We start from the raw sequence: 15933 nt of genomic DNA, 5'->3' as shown, positions 1-15933 counted from the left end.
CCCTATTCCCCATTCCCTAATCTTCATGATCCTCGAAAGGATCAGCCAATTCCTTGCTTGGTGGGCCAAAAGCGGTATAAATTCCAAACCCTGTAATGCCTATAACGGCGGCGGCTACAGAAATGATAAGAACTATTGCGGGTTCCATAAGTGTTTTATAGATGATGAGTGGTATTCTTATAGAATATTACAGAAGATTAAAAAAAGCTTTGGCAACTAATCTTAGGTGAACTATGGCACAACGGACTAGGTTGGGAGATATCCTGCGACCTTTAAATTCTGAGTATGGTAAAGTAGCTCCTGGCTGGGGAACAACTCCTGTAATGGCTATTTTTATGGGGCTATTCTTCGTGTTTTTGCTGATTATTCTGCAACTTTACAACAAGTCAATCATCATTCAAGATGTCTTGGTTGACTGGCGTAGCTTAGGTGGCTAATCGCACATACAGCAACTAAGCTGTCATACCAAAAAACACACACCCGGTTTATCCGGGTTTTTTTGTGCCTTTGCTCCTGAAAAAGTTAGTCTTAATAGGTGGGGGAATTGGGAATGGGGCATTGGGCATTGGGAATGGGGAATTGGGAAAATGGGGACAAGGTGGACAAAGTGGACAAGGTAGAATTTTTTACCCCATACCCTATGCCCCATGCCCTATGCCCCATGCCCTATTCCCTATGCCCCATTCCCCATTCCCAAAATAGATACACATTATTAAATTACTGAGGAGAAACCGCGTGAATATTTTTGGTATTGGTTTACCGGAAATGGCTTTGATTATGGTTGTGGCGTTGTTAGTCTTTGGCCCTAAGAAGTTACCAGAGATTGGCAAGAGTTTGGGAAAGGCAATTCGCGGTTTTCAAGAGGCTTCTAATGAGTTTCAAAGTGAATTTAAGCGGGAGGCTGAACAGTTGGAACAGGCTGTGAAAACAACTGCGGAACTTGAGTCTAAGCAAATTGAGGGAGTTAAATCGGAGCATGATAGTGCTGGTTCTTCTCCAGCCGCTTAAATAACTGCTGCGAATTGATTGACAAAGAACATGACAGAAGTTGTTACGCCACAGGCTTTAGTGATTCCTCAACTCATTGTTGGGTTGGGGAATCCAGAGCCTAAATATGACCAAACTCGCCATAATATCGGCTTTGGGGCTGTGGATGCGCTAGCTCGTGCTTGGCACATTTCCTTGGCAGAAAATCGCAAATTTCAGGGTGAATTTGGCGAAGGAACTGCACCAGGAGGCTACAAAATCCGCCTGCTTAAGCCTTTAACTTATATGAATCGCTCAGGACAGTCTATACAAGCCGTGACAAGTTGGTACAAGTTGCCGCCTGAGTCGGTGTTGGTAATCTATGATGATATGGATTTGCCTTTGGGAAAGACGCGTTTGCGTTTATCTGGCTCGGCTGGGGGACATAATGGGATGAAGAGTGCGATCGCTCATCTCAATACGCAAAATTTCCCTCGCTTACGCATTGGTATTGGTAAACCCAAAAATGCTGCTAGTAACGATAACTCAGAGACTGTTTCCTATGTTTTAGGAAAATTTACCGCCGCCGAATCTCAACAAATGTCTCTCGTACTCCAGTTTGTGGTTGAGTGTGTAGAACTGAGCCTTAAACAAGGAGTGGAAAAGGCTATGAACCGTTGTAATAGTCGGACTATTGAGGTTTCTCAGTCTTAAATTGCTGGTAAGCCTCAACCAACATCTGCGGAACTTGATGGACAAAAGCGGTAGTCACTTATTGACCCACATTTTAGGTAGACTACTATATCTATGGCTATTGTTTACCCGCTTTGTCTATGGTTACTGCTGCTGTTTGGGCCAGGGCTAGCTGCGATCGCCTTATACTATTCTCTAGCAGTGAGTTGGCAGCTAGTCCTGCTCGGTATTTGCATTCTCTACGGTATTTTTCCGCTAGTTATCGGCTGGATAGGCTCAATTTTAATTCAACGCTTTGGTTGTCACCATGAGAAAGGTGTTGGCATATCGTATAAATGTCCTGACAATCCCCAGATGGAAGAGTTGGTTACAGGAATGGTATTTCTTGGTGCTTGGGGTGGAATTATCACTATTCCATCGGGAATCTTGGGTTGTATCGGTCTGATAATTTCTATAATTTATCGCAGCATTTAGCTAAGACTATATTAGATAGCAATAACTATAAATACTTGCTCTGTAGAGACGTGATTCATCGCGTCTCTACAGTAATTTTGAGGCTAATCTCACATCCTGTGTAGGGCAAATATAGGATTCCTATTTGATTTTTGAAAAAAACTCGGTACACTTTGATTCCTTCTTTCCCGTTCCCTGTTCCCTGTTCCCTCCCTACGCAAATAATTTCAGGAATCAAAGCGGATTCCTATAACTATTAAGTTATTTTGAGCATTTTGTATCAAAGTTATCTGTTATTCTGTAATTATTCTGCTTTCTGTATTTTAAACTCCCAAGCATAACAATTTTTACAATCAAGACCTCGATACTATTTATTGTTGATTAATTCCAACTAATCGCCTCGACAATTAACAATGATTGTTATTCCTTGATGGGAAGTAGCTACTAAATAACCGATGATGCTGTTGTTGATCCCATCTCTGGGTTAATGAGAAAAATTTAAATTTTGTCCGATTTTAATGATTAAAATATTTAATGTTATTAGTTAAATTATTTTAAATAATATATATTTTTCTCAAAAAGTTTGACTGTGGATGGCAACTTGTGTTAACAATAAATATTTGTGACTGTCTAATTAGATTTTCAACTTGGTAGCCTGCTGTATATCAGTCAAGCCTGAAAATGCTGATAAATTCAAACTCCTCAGTACAGCAGCCATATAAGAAGCAATAACTAAATAATAGTTAACCCATCAGCTTGGGTGATAATTCCTGGATGTTTAATATCTTTATACAGGCATCCAGCCGATTAGCCTGTGCTAAAATCAGCGTACCGGCACGACGCAGGTGATGGGAAAAATGCCATGTTTGAACGCTTCACAGAAAAAGCCATTAAGGTAATCATGCTGGCCCAAGAAGAGGCCCGCCGTTTAGGTCACAACTTCGTTGGAACCGAGCAGATCCTCCTGGGTCTGATTGGGGAAGGCACGGGAGTTGCGGCCAAGGTGCTGAAATCGATGGGTGTCAATCTCAAAGATGCCCGCATTGAAGTAGAAAAAATCATAGGCCGGGGTTCGGGCTTTGTGGCCGTGGAAATTCCGTTTACGCCACGGGCAAAGCGGGTTCTGGAACTATCCCTAGAAGAAGCGCGCCAATTAGGGCATAACTACATTGGCACCGAGCATCTGCTGTTGGGCCTGATCCGGGAAGGGGAAGGTGTGGCAGCCAGGGTGCTAGAAAACCTGGGGGTGGATCTATCGAAGGTCAGAACCCAAGTCATTCGGATGTTGGGAGAAACCGCCGAGGTTTCAGCGACCGGTTCATCTGGGCGCACTAAAACACCAACATTGGATGAATTTGGCTCGAACCTGACCCAAATGGCCACGGATAACAAGCTCGATCCCGTGGTGGGACGCGCCAAGGAAATCGAGCGTGTGATTCAAATATTGGGTCGCCGGACAAAAAATAATCCAGTATTAATTGGTGAACCTGGGGTTGGTAAAACCGCGATCGCCGAAGGTCTAGCAACACGCATCGCTAATAAGGATGTCCCCGACATCCTAGAAGACAAGCGTGTCGTCACCTTAGACATCGGTTTATTGGTTGCGGGTACAAAATACCGGGGTGAATTTGAAGAACGCTTGAAGAAAATCATGGATGAGATTCGACAAGCGGGTAATGTAATTCTGGTAATAGACGAAGTACACACCCTCATTGGTGCAGGTGCAGCCGAAGGGGCGATTGATGCAGCAAATATCCTCAAGCCAGCATTGGCCAGAGGTGAATTACAGTGCATCGGCGCGACAACCCTCGATGAGTACCGCAAGCACATTGAACGGGACGCTGCGTTAGAGCGTCGCTTCCAACCAGTGATGGTGGGTGAGCCTTCCGTCGATGAAACAATAGAAATTTTATATGGTTTGCGCGATCGCTACGAGCAACACCACAAACTGAAAATCTCCGATGAAGCTTTAGTGGCGGCGGCGAAATTATCTGATCGTTATATTAGCGATCGCTATCTGCCAGACAAAGCCATCGACTTGATTGATGAAGCTGGTTCTCGTGTGCGGTTAATTAACTCTCAACTACCCCCCGCAGCCAAAGAGTTAGATAAAGAACTGCGCCAAATCTTAAAAGAAAAAGATGATGCTGTTCGTTCCCAAGACTTTGATCGAGCCGGGGAACTGCGCGATCGCGAAATGGAAATCAAAGCCGAAATTCGCGCGATCGCTCAAAGCAAAGCCAACGGTGCAAGCGGTGACGGTGTAGAACCCGTAGTCACCGAAGAAGACATCGCCCACATCGTCGCTTCCTGGACAGGCGTACCGGTGAACAAACTCACCGAATCCGAATCTGAGAAACTGCTGCACATGGAAGACACCTTGCATCAGCGACTCATCGGTCAAGAAGATGCAGTCAAAGCAGTTTCCCGCGCTATTCGCCGGGCGCGTGTCGGTTTGAAAAATCCCAATCGACCCATTGCTAGCTTTATCTTCTCCGGGCCGACTGGTGTAGGTAAAACCGAGTTGGCGAAATCCTTGGCTTCCTACTTCTTCGGTTCAGAAGAAGCAATGATCCGCCTGGATATGTCCGAATACATGGAACGCCACACCGTCAGCAAATTGATCGGTTCGCCCCCAGGTTACGTTGGTTATAACGAAGGCGGACAATTAACAGAAGCTGTACGCCGTCGTCCTTACACTGTGGTGCTGTTCGACGAAATCGAAAAAGCGCACCCCGATGTCTTCAATATGCTGCTGCAAATTTTAGAAGATGGTCGGTTAACAGATGCGAAAGGACGCACCGTTGACTTCAAGAACACCTTGCTGATTTTGACTTCCAACATCGGTTCTAAAGTCATTGAAAAAGGTGGCGGTGGTATTGGTTTCGAGTTTGGCGAAGACGAAAGCGAATCCCAATACAACCGGATCAAGAACTTGGTCAACGAAGAACTCAAACAATACTTCCGTCCTGAGTTCCTCAACCGTCTAGATGAGATTATCGTCTTCCGTCAATTGAACAAAGCGGAAGTTACCGAAATCGCGGACATCATGCTCAAAGAAGTATTTGGTCGCTTGACCGAGAAAGGTATAACCTTAGAAGTAAGCGATCGCTTCAAAGACCGCCTCATCCAAGAAGGTTACTCTCCCAGCTACGGTGCAAGACCACTACGCCGTGCAATTATGCGCTTGTTAGAAGATAGCTTGGCGGAAGAAATTCTGTCTGGTCGCATCAAAGATGGCGATGTCGCCTTAGTTGATGTTGATGAGAATGGAAATGTCCAAGTTAGTTCTCAACAGCGTCGGGAGTTGTTACCCCAAGGCGTTGAGTCTTAGTTAAACTTTGGGATTTGATTCTCAAATAAAACATTAGAAAACGGTAGAGTGTTAATTGCTCTACCGTTTTTTATATTGTTTAACAACTGACTTATCGAACTTTACGCCAAGCTGAGGTAACAGTTTTGGTGCCTGGTACTAATTCTATTAATCCTTGCTTTCTAAGTCTATTAAATGCTGCTTTGATCGTACTTTCCGAACTTACACTTGCAATTTCTCGTGCAATTTTGTTGGTTATAGTATCGTGGGTATCTAAGTATTCCATAATTACTGACTCAATAGAAGCAAGAGGTTCGTGCCGAATATAAACTAATACTGAGTTTTCATTTTCAGTGATAATCGGAACTTTAAGTCTAAGACGAGTCATCGCTTGAAAGGCTGTATTTAAGCCCTCACCTACATCTTTATTAGGTGCTTCGGGAAACTTATTAATAAGGCGAACTATTGTCCCATTCCTTGCAAACTGCTCTCTCAAAATATTACTTACTGTTATGTGTCCCGGTAATCTACCGGGACTTTCAATTTCTATGCGATTATCAAAGATACGAATTTGAACATCTTTTAAAATACTATAGTCTCTATGAAGTACCGCATTAGTAATAATTTCGTGTAATACTTCATCTGGATATTTGATGTGTTTTAACTTTCCTCCCTCCAATTTCGGAATCTCTTCAACTATCTCTTTAGTCTTATTTACAGATGTAATAATTTGCTCATATAAGCAGCCCTCAATAGTTATTGGATCAAAAGCCAAATTCTCTCTTGATCCTTCTGCATCGGCAGTCTTATATCTATAAATCTTAATTCCACATCTTTTTGGAAGTAAGGCTTGTGGCTCTTCATCAAAAAGAAGGATACCAGCAACAGTTGGTTTTCCATTGATAATCAACTGCTGCTTTTTTAACCAATTTTCTGGCTTTGCTGATGGTATTACACAACGCATAAAATTAATAAGAGGAAGAGAGTTGATAATAGATTCTAGATCAGCATCAACTGTAGATTTCTCAAAAGACTCTATACCCTTGTCAAGTCTGAGTCTTGCAAGTTTCTCCTCTGTCTTCTGCGGTAAGTTTTGTGCGCTACGTCGCAAATATACAGTATTGTCCGACGCTTTAACTATTTCTCGCGTTTTATTAATATTTACTTGAAGAACCAAACCCACACAATCATCACAGGACAAGAAAATGTAGTTATAGTCTTGACCCAGAGGAAATAAATCCTCAAAAATTTGCAAATGTCCATTGGCAGCTTCTTGATCAGAAAATCCACGCCATATACGTTGTTTAACCCCATCAGTTTCAACTTCATCAATTCCTATATAAAGTTCACCACCACTAGCGTTTGCAAAAGCAGATATAGAGTGACTTAGTTTAGCAGGCTTGATATCTATTGACTTCAAATCTAAAAAGTGGCTTTCTTCCGATGATAGAATCTGATTAACTTGTGTAGAATTAATTTTTTCTACTTGAATTGACATAATAATTTGTTTGACAGACATTTATCATAAAGTATAAATTATATCAGAATCAAGAGTAAACATGATATAAGAACTTAGCCATTAAAAGAGCTAATCTTTTTGAGATGGCGAATAATTGGGAATTTACAGAAGTATGGATTGATCTGATGCTATCGCCACCATATATTCTTTTATTACTGTGCGACAGTGAGCGAAACTTTCAAATTTATGATCCAAAACAGAGTGATAAGCTTGTATTTTCTAGTAATAGTTAGAAAGAACCTAAGTTATGCTTACTAGAAGATGAGTATGAGCCAGTTGAAGGTAGGCTAGTAGCTACGGAATTATTTTAACTGGAGAAATGGATTATGGTGTACGATCGCTTTTAGGGTAGCTGACTGTAGGTATCACTGTTAGTGGGATAGTGCGATCGCACGAAAAATTTTGATAAACTACGATCAACACAAGTCAGCAATTACCCTTAATTTCAAAAATGAGGCCTGGTGAATTATGACTAATACAAAACCTGTTCGCCGCCGTCAACTAGGGAGAATATTTCCAGAATTTACAATTCCAGAGGAAGAGTTAGCTAGGCGGGAAGCTGAAAAAAATTCTCGTGGACAAAAAGCGCGTGTTGTTTTTGATCAAGTTTGTCCACAATTAATAGATGAACACTATAACTCGTTTATTGTGATTGAACCAAACAGTGGTGATTATTTTATTGATCCTGATGAAAATATGGCTGACAAAAAAGCACGCCAAAAATATCCTACTGGTTGGCTTGTTACATTCCGTCTCAATGAAACAGGTATTTGTGGACGGATATGATTTCAGGGAGGTTTGGTGATATTGGGGAGCTAATTTTTGATATAGAGGTTATTTCGAGTGATGAAGATAGCTATCCTATTGAAGTTTTATTAGACACAGGATTTACATCTGGTTGGTTGGCACTTGATATACAAGATGCTGAAAGTTTAGGATGGCCATTAATTCAACGCAATAGCATTATGCAAATGGCCAGAGGTGAAGCTTTCTTTAATATATATGAAGGTAAAGTGAGATTAGACGGACAGGATTACATTATTTCTGTCTTAGCTGCTGATGGATTACCTGAGCCTCTTTTGGGATTACAGTGGTTGAAAATATTGCCTTTATCTGTGAACTTTCCCGATGGAATATTAACATTGGGGTGAAGGTCGGTTAATCAGTTTTGAGTAGAGTTTGTGTGTTAGTTAACTGTAGGTGTCGCTGTTAGTGGAGTAGTGCGATCGCACGCAACATTTCGATCAGCTACGATAAACATGAACAGTTGATTTATCCTGTCTTCAGCTATTTCTCATCTAAGTGGCTTATCCTAGTGAAAGGGGTAATAAAAACCTGAAAATTCAGGAATCCTAGACTTTTCGGGTGTTTTACTCAATATTACCTTTAATTATTGGATAGAGACAGTAACACTTAGGTCATCCCATGATTCCCAAGTATCAACCGCGATTCAATGGTAAGCTCAAACTGCTGCTGTTATTTATTTCGGTAGTCCTCTTAATTATCGCTGCTAAACAATTTAACTTTCCAGGCATTTTACAAACGCTCGTCGCTAGGGTTAATAGTTTGGGTGTTTGGGGAGCGATCGCCTATATAATTATTTACAATTTAGCGACATTATTATTTATCCCCGGCTCTTTATTAACGCTAAAAGCAGGATGTTTATTTGGCGTTGTTTGGGGTTCAATTTATGTATTAATTGCTGCCCTTATGGGTGCAACTTTAGCTTTTATCATCGGCAGATATTGCTCACGCGATTGGGTGGCTCGTCTACTAGAAAAATATCCTAAATTTAAAGCAATTGATCAAGCAGTAGCTCAAGAGGGCTGGAAAATAGTTTTGTTGACTCGATTATCACCTATCTTTCCTTTCAACTTATTGAATTACGCCTTTGGAGTTACACAAATTTCTCTCAAAGACTATATTTTAGGTTCTTTAGGAATTTTGCCGGGAACTGTGATGTATGTTTATATCGGGTCTTTAGCTACTGATTTGGCAACTCTAGATAATACTCATCAACAAGTTACACCAGAAGCTAAAATGCTACAGTTGTCAATGCAAATTATCGGTTTAATTGCTACTGTTGGTGTCACTATATATGTAACTAAAATTGCTCAAAAAGCTCTAGCGAAAAGTATGGTGATGGAGGGAGAGGGGAAGAGGTAGAGGGCAGGGGGCAGGGGGCAGGGGGAAAAGATTTATAGGATAATAAATTAATGGGAAATATATTTAATTACAAGACTGTTAGATTATTTAGTTTACTATGTTTGATAGTGGCAATTTCTGGGTTGGTAAATACAGATTTTGCTGTAGCTCAAGTTACAAATGACGTTAATCTCTGGAATCCTCAAACTCTTTTACGTCAGGCTTTGCAGTGGATTGATAGTTTGGGAACAGTCGGCGCGATCGCTTTTATTGCACTATATATAATTGCTACTGTTGCTTTCTTACCTGGCTCAATCCTCACCTTGGGTGCTGGTGTGGTGTTTGGCGTAGTTTGGGGTGCAATTTATGTCTTCATTGGTGCAACTTTGGGGGCGACGGCTGCTTTCTTGGTGGGACGTTATCTAGCACGGGGTTGGGTAGCCAAGAAAATCGCTGATAACAAAAAATTTGCCGCCATTGACAGGGCTGTGGGCAGAGAGGGTTTAAAAATTGTTCTGTTAACCCGACTTTCCCCCATATTCCCGTTTAATCTCTTAAATTACGCCTTCGGAATTACAGGGGTTTCACTTACTGACTATTTTATTGGCTCTGTGGGCATGATTCCCGGAACGATCATGTACGTTTACATTGGTTCGCTCGCCGGAAACCTCGCTATGATTGGGACTGAAGGTCAACCCACCAACCCTACAGCACAATGGATAATTCGCATCGTGGGTTTTATCGCTACCGTCGCCGTCACCATCTACGTCACCCGCATTGCTCAAAAAGCCTTAGAAGAAGAAATTTCGTAGAGGGTTGGGGACTGGGGACTGGGGACTGGGGACTGGGGACTGGGGACTGGGGACTGGGGATTAGGGACTGGGAAATAAATATGAAGTCAGCCGGAAAAACTAATGAGTGCTGAGTAATGACTAATGACTAATGACTAATGACTAATGACTAATGACCATTGACCATTGACTATCGGAGATACCATCAATGTCTAATTCTGAGCTAGAGAGAGTTATTATGCGCCCGGTGGATGAGTATAACCAAAAGTTGGTGGGTTATGTGCATCCGCCTAATTGGGTGAATCCTCAACCGGCTGATTGTTATGACTTGGTGGTAATTGGTGCGGGAACTGCGGGGCTAGTGGTGGCGGCTGGTGCGGCTGGGTTGGGTTTGGGGTTGAAGGTAGCATTAATTGAAAAGCATCTCATGGGCGGGGATTGTTTGAATGTGGGTTGTGTCCCTTCTAAGACAATAATTCGGTCGGCGCGAGTGGTGGGGGAAATTTGGAATGCCAAGAATTTGGGTGTGAATATTCCCAAACAACAAATCGAAATTGATTTTCCTACCGTCATGCAAAGAATGCGGCGCATTCGGGCGGGAATTAGTCATCATGACTCAGCAGAGCGTTTTTCATCCTTGGGTGTGGATGTCTTCTTAGGTAGTGGTCGTTTTGCTAGCAAAGATACGGTAGAAGTCGGCGGTAAAATCCTCAAGTTTAAAAAAGCAGTAATTGCTACTGGTGCGAGGGCGGCAAAACCAGCCATTCGAGGATTAGAAGCGGCTGGTTATTTGACTAATGAAACGGTGTTTTCTCTCATCCAAAAGCCTAAACGGTTAGCGGTAATTGGTGGTGGGCCTATTGGTTGCGAATTGGCGCAAGCATTCCGGCGTTTGGGGTGTGAGGTGGTGCTGTTCCATAGTGGTTCTCATGTCCTTAATAAAGAAGATGGAGACGCAGCGCAAGTTGTGCAGCAAGCTTTAATCCAAGAAGGTATTCGTTTAGTTTTGAATTGCAGATTAGAAGAAGTCGTGACAGTCACGGAAGGTAAGCGACTGTATTTTTCTGTGAATGGTTATCGAGATTCGGTGACAGTAGATGAAATCCTTGTGGGTGCTGGACGCGCGCCCAATGTGGAAGGATTGAATTTAGAAGGTGTGGGTGTAGAGTATGACAAACACCAAGGTGTGAAGGTGAATGATTATCTGCAAACCACCAACCCGAAAATTTATGCGGCTGGGGATATCTGCATGAATTGGAAATTTACTCACGCAGCAGATGCCGCCGCTAGGATTGTCATTAAGAACACCTTATTTTCTCCCTTTGGTTTGGGAAGGTCAAAGTTGAGTAGTTTAGTCATGCCGTGGGTGACATATACTGACCCAGAAATTGCCCATGTTGGGTTGTCTGAGAAACAGGCTAAAGACCAGGGAATTGATGTAGTGACAATAAAAATTCCTTTTAGTAGTGTAGACCGAGCGATCGCAGATGGACAAGAAGAGGGATTCTTGAAAATTCACCACAAAAAAGGTTCTGATGAAATTATCGGTGCCACAATTGTTGCTAGCCATGCAGGCGAGACGATTTCAGAAATCACCACAGCAATTGTTCATAAAATCGGGCTAAGTAAACTCAGCAGTGTCATTCATCCCTACCCCACCCAAGCAGAAGCAATTAAAAAAGCCGCCGATGCTTATCGCAGGACACTATTAACAGCAAGGACTAAAAAATTATTAGGATTGTTAACTAAATTTTCTTAATTAAATTTTGAATTTTGAATTTTGAATTGTTATCAATCCCCTTGCGGATACTCATTCCATAAAGTGGTAATCTCGCGTAAACTTTGATGATTACCGTTCCCCAAAATCAAATGATCTAACAACGGTATCCCTAATAATTGCGCCCCCGCTAACAGTTGGCGTGTTAATTCTATATCTTCTGGACTGGGTTCTACATTGCCTGAAGGGTGATTATGAGCAATTATCGCCCGTGTTGCACCTTGACGAATCACTTCTCGAAAAATTTCACGGGGAGAAGCTAAGGTTTCGGTGGCTGTACCAATGCTAATTACTTGTGTCCCCAGGAGACGATTTTTCACATCTAATAATAAGACAGCAAATCTTTCTTGCGCCTGCCACATGAGGTCTTGACTCAAAGCCGCCGCCGCCGCCATTGGGCTATCGATGGGTGTGCGATCTAAGGGACGAGATTGGAAGGCGCGTTTACCCAATTCAATGGCAGCTAAAATGGTGGTGGCTTTAGCGGGGCCAATTCCTGGTATCTGCATTAACTCCGCAGGTGTGACTTCTCGCAACACGGCTAAAGGGTCACGTTGATGTTTGCTTAATTCTTGTAAGATATATTGCCCTAACCCGACGGCGGAAAGTTTACCAGGCCCTTGTCCTGTACCTAAAAGAATTGCAATTAATTCGGCTGTGGCGAGGATTTTCGGCCCATAGGTCATTAACCGTTCACGGGGACGCTCATTTTCAGGTATGTCAGCAATTCTCAGGCAATAGGTCATAAAATCACTACAAAAATAGCCACCGTAGATGCAACTATTTTTATTTATGCCCTGTTTGCGATCGCAATTACCCTATCTTGAGGAAATCTTTAAATTTCAGCTGATTTATGAGCCAAACAGTGAGGTGATTCTAACATGGAGAAAATAGACCAGTATCGTACATATATCCAACACTTATTAACTGAATACGCAAAAGGAAGCCCATCAGATGATGAAGTAGAAACACAACTAATTTTTGATAGTGAACGGGATCATTATCAGGTTGTTTATACAGGTTGGAAAAATCGCCGACCGATGTATGGCTGTGTTTTACATCTTGATCTCAAAAATGACAAAATTTGGATACAGTATGATGGTACAGAAGTTGGGATTGCTAATGAGTTAGTTAAGTTAGGAGTTCCCAAGGAAGATATTGTTTTAGCATTTCATGAACCTTTGGTGAGACAGTATACAGGTTTTGCAGTTGGTTGACTAAAGAGGCAGGGGTGCAGGGGGCAGGGGAGAAAGATTTTGGAATTCCACTGTCAGAAGGGTTTCAATCCCCTGAATTTATTTATACTGATTCAGTAAATAATAAACTTCTCGCCTGCTTCCTCTGCACTCTCTTCCTCGACGATATATAAGATTACTGAAACATCTGTGTGGCTTTGAGCATATGGTAAGTAATAATTAGCTGTGTCAGTGCGAGGGGATAACTTTGTAGTGTCTCTCCAGTTGTACCAGCAATTTTACCAATTTCGGGGTTGCTTTCGCGATCGCATACACTTCTGAGGTGGGGCATATCTGAACAGATAATGTGTTCTAATTTATTTACCTGTTCTAAGGTGGCGTGACCATCTACTTCTAGCACATCTACGGGTTTACCCATGTCTCGGTCTAATCCCAGGCGAATTGCTGACCCATCATTATTATTGTCGGTCAAATTAATAATGGGGGTAAAATCTGGGTGGGGAATTGTGGGACGTAAAACTAAACGCACATTTAAATGTCCGTTGGTTTCATCGCTTGCACCTTCTGGTGGATAGAAACTCACCACTATATCTGACCATTGTCTCTGCGGACGAATAAATTGTTCGGAATCTGGTTCGCGTTTTTCTAACTCTGCTAATACTTGTTCGGGGGTGTAGCCGCGTTTTTGGGTATCTCGTTTAACTTTCCATTTAGCGCGTAAGTCTTCTGGCGGTGCTAGGTAGACTTTAACATCATAGCAATCACGGGCTGCACGGGTAGAATAACCAAGCAAGCCTTCGATAATGACAAATTTATTAGGTTTTATATACTGTGGGGCTTCAAAAGTTCCAGTTTTGTGACTATAAACGGGTTTAAGAATGGGTTGACCTGTACGCAGCAAAGATAGATGCTGCTGCATGATATCTAAATGATTACAGTCTGGATGTATGGCTGTAATCCCAATTTCTGCCCGTTGCTGGCGGTCATATTTGTGGTAATCATCTGTACAAATGAGTGTGACATTTTCTGTACCTAGTACCTGAGCAATTCCTCTAGTGAGTGTAGTTTTTCCCGCAGCACTATCACCAACAATACCAAGAATTATTGGACGACTCATTTGTACCCCCCAATACCAGCAAGTTTAATCATTAATTTGCAAAGCAATTTTTTTTATTTTAGAGGTGTTTTGCAAAAGTATATCAATCATCAAGATTTGTGCAACATCTCTACACATTATTTATTAGGGAATAGGGCATGGGGAATAGGGAATAGGGAATGAATAATAAGTTTTTTGAGTTTTATTAAAATTTTGCCAGGTATTAGATAAAAGAAGTATTGCGATATCTGCATAATGGCAGTTGCTTTGAGATATACCAGAATAGTAAGCTGCGTTGGGATCATGATGGGGTATGAATTTATGGTGACAATAGATGTTGCAAAATTAGAACAAATTGATCAGTTTCACAGTCTGCAATTAACTTTGCGTGATCGCTGGAAAACTATCGAGTTATTTGATACTGGGGAAGCTGATATTATTGTGGTTCCTTCTTTGAGTATCGACCAGCGCGAAATCCAAAAGGTAGAGGGTTTTGAACATTATGAAGAAAGGTTACTTTTTGCGCTGATGCGGTTAAGAAATCCCCGCACCAGGTTAATTTATGTAACTTCAATGCCCTTACATCCCAGCATTATTGATTACTATTTACAATTACTTCCTGGTATTCCTTTTTCTCATGCACGTAATCGTTTACTCTTGCTTTCAACTTACGATTCTTCACCTAAACCCCTAAGTCAAAAGATTTTAGAACGTCCGCGATTAATAGAAAGAATTCGTCAAGCTATCAGATTAGAAAAATCATTGATGGTCTGCTACAATTCGACCGATTTAGAAGCGGAATTATCTCTCAAATTAGACGTACCATTATATGCGGCTGCACCAGAGTTGCAAATTTGGGGAACAAAAAGCGGTAGTCGGCAAATTTTTGCAGAAAGTGGTGTTCCTCATCCTGATGGTAGTGAATTAGTCTGGAATCCTCAAGATTTAGCAGAAGCGGCTAGTGAGTTATGGGAACGTCAGCCGACATTACAACGGATGGTAGTCAAACTCAATGAGGGGATTTCTGGAGAAGGAAACGCACTCCTTGATTTGCGTCCCATTATACACTTAGCACCAGGACAAGGTACTCATTTAGAAAGAGTAGCAGCAATTAGCGATCGCTTCTCTACTATGCGCTTTCAAGCTAAACAAGAAAATTGGCTGAATTTTGCGGGAAGAATTGCGGAATTAGGTGCAATTGTCGAGGCTTTTATAGAAGGCGAAATCAAGCGTTCTCCTAGTGTGCAAGGACGCATTACTCCTACTGGAGAAGTCGAAATCCTCTCTACCCATGACCAAATTCTTGGCGGCCCCGACGGACAAATTTATCTCGGCTGTCGCTTCCCCGCCGATGAAAGTTATCGTTTACAACTGCAACAATTAGGGTTGAAAGTTGGGATAAAATTAGCAGAAAAAGGTGCTTTAGAAAGATTTGGTGTAGATTTTATTGCTGTTGATGTAGGTAAGGGTAAATGGGACATCCAAGCAATTGAAATTAACCTCCGTAAAGGTGGTACTACCCATCCCTTCATGACCTTAAAATTATTGACAAATGGCCGTTATGATCTATCTACGGGTTTATTTTATAGTCAACAAGGTCGTCCTAAATATTACATTGCCACAGATAATCTCCAAAAAGACCGCTATCGGGGATTATTACCTAATGATTTAATGGATATCATCGCCCATCACAGATTACATTTCGATAGTTGCACAGAAACCGGCACAGTCTTTCACCTGATGGGTTGTCTATCTCAGTTTGGCAAAGTGGGATTAACTAGCATCGGTGATTCACCCCAACAAGCAGAAGATATCTACAACAAGGTTATCAAAGTTCTCGACACAGAAACCAAGGCTGAAACTCCAAATTTTTCGTTGTTTTCAGATTACACTTTCCCTGTAATTTGGGATGGGTATAGTTGAATAGAATTATGGGGGTATAAGGAAGAGAATGTAAATAATGACTCCCTTATACCCTCATACC

Annotated in this window: 16 protein-coding genes and 1 pseudogene; 13 read left to right on the top strand and 4 right to left on the bottom strand. The window is 41.8% G+C overall.

Going from position 1 to position 15933, the window contains the following annotated elements:
* Positions 1-16 precede the first annotated feature (16 nt).
* Entirely contained in the window at positions 17-148 is a 132-nt protein-coding gene (psbN, locus tag ACQFX9_RS23855; RefSeq protein WP_103137511.1) for a photosystem II reaction center protein PsbN, read from the bottom strand.
* Positions 149-233: 85 nt separating this feature from the next.
* Between psbN and psbH the strand changes: the two genes are divergently transcribed.
* From psbH to ACQFX9_RS23830, 5 genes are all read left to right on the top strand, one after another.
* The gene (gene psbH / locus ACQFX9_RS23850) at positions 234-437 is read left to right on the top strand and encodes a photosystem II reaction center phosphoprotein PsbH (RefSeq protein WP_236145273.1); all 204 of its coding nucleotides are present in this window, start codon (positions 234-236) and stop codon (positions 435-437) included.
* A 298-nt stretch (positions 438-735) separates the two neighbouring features.
* Positions 736-1008: a TatA/E family twin arginine-targeting protein translocase gene (locus tag ACQFX9_RS23845; protein ID WP_427159013.1), complete on the top strand. Its 273-nt coding sequence runs from the start codon at positions 736-738 to the stop codon at positions 1006-1008.
* Between the two features lie 30 nt (positions 1009-1038).
* Complete coding sequence (gene pth, locus ACQFX9_RS23840) at positions 1039-1680, top strand: aminoacyl-tRNA hydrolase (protein ID WP_427159011.1); 642 nt, start codon at positions 1039-1041, stop codon at positions 1678-1680.
* A gap of 93 nt (positions 1681-1773) precedes the next feature.
* A complete protein-coding gene (locus tag ACQFX9_RS23835; RefSeq protein WP_427159010.1) occupies positions 1774-2133 on the top strand; it encodes a hypothetical protein in 360 nt (119 codons plus the stop codon).
* Between the two features lie 841 nt (positions 2134-2974).
* Complete coding sequence (locus ACQFX9_RS23830) at positions 2975-5446, top strand: ATP-dependent Clp protease ATP-binding subunit (RefSeq protein ID WP_103137515.1); 2472 nt, start codon at positions 2975-2977, stop codon at positions 5444-5446.
* A gap of 91 nt (positions 5447-5537) precedes the next feature.
* Here the strand turns inward: ACQFX9_RS23830 and ACQFX9_RS23825 are convergent, their stop codons facing one another.
* Positions 5538-6944, bottom strand: a complete 1407-nt coding sequence (locus tag ACQFX9_RS23825) for an ATP-binding protein (RefSeq protein ID WP_427159008.1) — start codon at positions 6942-6944, stop codon at positions 5538-5540.
* 83 nt (positions 6945-7027) lie between these two features.
* On the opposite strand from ACQFX9_RS23825, the pseudogene ACQFX9_RS23820 reads away from it, so the two are divergent.
* From ACQFX9_RS23820 to ACQFX9_RS23795, 6 genes and pseudogenes are all read left to right on the top strand, one after another.
* Positions 7028-7255 (top strand): annotated as a pseudogene (locus ACQFX9_RS23820) (hypothetical protein).
* A 157-nt stretch (positions 7256-7412) separates the two neighbouring features.
* Positions 7413-7730: a hypothetical protein gene (locus ACQFX9_RS23815; RefSeq protein WP_427159007.1), complete on the top strand. Its 318-nt coding sequence runs from the start codon at positions 7413-7415 to the stop codon at positions 7728-7730.
* Positions 7727-8095, top strand: a complete 369-nt coding sequence (locus ACQFX9_RS23810) for an aspartyl protease (protein WP_427159005.1) — start codon at positions 7727-7729, stop codon at positions 8093-8095. The genes ACQFX9_RS23815 and ACQFX9_RS23810 overlap by 4 nt, the downstream gene beginning before the upstream one ends.
* A gap of 274 nt (positions 8096-8369) precedes the next feature.
* Entirely contained in the window at positions 8370-9110 is a 741-nt protein-coding gene (locus ACQFX9_RS23805; protein WP_427159003.1) for a TVP38/TMEM64 family protein, read from the top strand.
* A gap of 50 nt (positions 9111-9160) precedes the next feature.
* Positions 9161-9901, top strand: a complete 741-nt coding sequence (locus ACQFX9_RS23800; RefSeq protein WP_427159001.1) for a TVP38/TMEM64 family protein — start codon at positions 9161-9163, stop codon at positions 9899-9901.
* Positions 9902-10088: 187 nt separating this feature from the next.
* Complete coding sequence (locus ACQFX9_RS23795; protein ID WP_427158999.1) at positions 10089-11639, top strand: mercuric reductase; 1551 nt, start codon at positions 10089-10091, stop codon at positions 11637-11639.
* A 32-nt stretch (positions 11640-11671) separates the two neighbouring features.
* Here the strand turns inward: ACQFX9_RS23795 and radC are convergent, their stop codons facing one another.
* Positions 11672-12403 (bottom strand): RadC family protein, encoded by a 732-nt coding sequence (gene radC / locus ACQFX9_RS23790; protein WP_236145080.1) that lies wholly within the window; start codon positions 12401-12403, stop codon positions 11672-11674.
* Between the two features lie 135 nt (positions 12404-12538).
* Between radC and ACQFX9_RS23785 the strand changes: the two genes are divergently transcribed.
* A complete protein-coding gene (locus tag ACQFX9_RS23785; protein ID WP_427158997.1) occupies positions 12539-12874 on the top strand; it encodes a XisI protein in 336 nt (111 codons plus the stop codon).
* Positions 12875-13028: 154 nt separating this feature from the next.
* Here ACQFX9_RS23785 and ACQFX9_RS23780 read toward each other — a convergent pair whose 3' ends face one another.
* Positions 13029-13970 carry a phosphoribulokinase gene (locus ACQFX9_RS23780; RefSeq protein WP_427158996.1) on the bottom strand — a complete coding sequence of 314 codons (942 nt, stop codon included), beginning with the start codon at positions 13968-13970 and terminating at the stop codon, positions 13029-13031.
* A 300-nt stretch (positions 13971-14270) separates the two neighbouring features.
* Between ACQFX9_RS23780 and ACQFX9_RS23775 the strand changes: the two genes are divergently transcribed.
* Positions 14271-15872: a peptide ligase PGM1-related protein gene (locus tag ACQFX9_RS23775; protein ID WP_427158994.1), complete on the top strand. Its 1602-nt coding sequence runs from the start codon at positions 14271-14273 to the stop codon at positions 15870-15872.
* Positions 15873-15933 lie beyond the last annotated feature (61 nt).

It is taken from the genome of Aliinostoc sp. HNIBRCY26, from assembly GCF_050235535.1.
Classification (GTDB): Bacteria; Cyanobacteriota; Cyanobacteriia; order Cyanobacteriales; family Nostocaceae; genus Trichormus.
Note: the sequence above shows the minus strand (reverse complement) of the source record. Positions and strands in the feature narration are given on the sequence as shown.

Excerpts from the sequence above, each read along its gene's own strand:
- ACQFX9_RS23825 (WP_427159008.1), bottom strand. The coding sequence starts at position 6,944 with ATGTCTGTCAAACAAATTATTATGTCAATTCAAGTAGAAAAAATTAAT.
- ACQFX9_RS23775 (WP_427158994.1), top strand. The coding sequence starts at position 14,271 with ATGGTGACAATAGATGTTGCAAAATTAGAACAAATTGATCAGTTTCAC.
- radC (WP_236145080.1), bottom strand. The coding sequence starts at position 12,403 with ATGACCTATTGCCTGAGAATTGCTGACATACCTGAAAATGAGCGTCCC.
- ACQFX9_RS23795 (WP_427158999.1), top strand. The coding sequence starts at position 10,089 with ATGTCTAATTCTGAGCTAGAGAGAGTTATTATGCGCCCGGTGGATGAG.
- ACQFX9_RS23785 (WP_427158997.1), top strand. The coding sequence starts at position 12,539 with ATGGAGAAAATAGACCAGTATCGTACATATATCCAACACTTATTAACT.
- ACQFX9_RS23780 (WP_427158996.1), bottom strand. The coding sequence starts at position 13,970 with ATGAGTCGTCCAATAATTCTTGGTATTGTTGGTGATAGTGCTGCGGGA.
- ACQFX9_RS23815 (WP_427159007.1), top strand. The coding sequence starts at position 7,413 with ATGACTAATACAAAACCTGTTCGCCGCCGTCAACTAGGGAGAATATTT.
- pth (WP_427159011.1), top strand. The coding sequence starts at position 1,039 with ATGACAGAAGTTGTTACGCCACAGGCTTTAGTGATTCCTCAACTCATT.
- ACQFX9_RS23835 (WP_427159010.1), top strand. The coding sequence starts at position 1,774 with ATGGCTATTGTTTACCCGCTTTGTCTATGGTTACTGCTGCTGTTTGGG.
- ACQFX9_RS23805 (WP_427159003.1), top strand. The coding sequence starts at position 8,370 with ATGATTCCCAAGTATCAACCGCGATTCAATGGTAAGCTCAAACTGCTG.
- ACQFX9_RS23830 (WP_103137515.1), top strand. The coding sequence starts at position 2,975 with ATGTTTGAACGCTTCACAGAAAAAGCCATTAAGGTAATCATGCTGGCC.
- ACQFX9_RS23800 (WP_427159001.1), top strand. The coding sequence starts at position 9,161 with ATGGGAAATATATTTAATTACAAGACTGTTAGATTATTTAGTTTACTA.
- ACQFX9_RS23810 (WP_427159005.1), top strand. The coding sequence starts at position 7,727 with ATGATTTCAGGGAGGTTTGGTGATATTGGGGAGCTAATTTTTGATATA.
- psbH (WP_236145273.1), top strand. The coding sequence starts at position 234 with ATGGCACAACGGACTAGGTTGGGAGATATCCTGCGACCTTTAAATTCT.
- psbN (WP_103137511.1), bottom strand. The coding sequence starts at position 148 with ATGGAACCCGCAATAGTTCTTATCATTTCTGTAGCCGCCGCCGTTATA.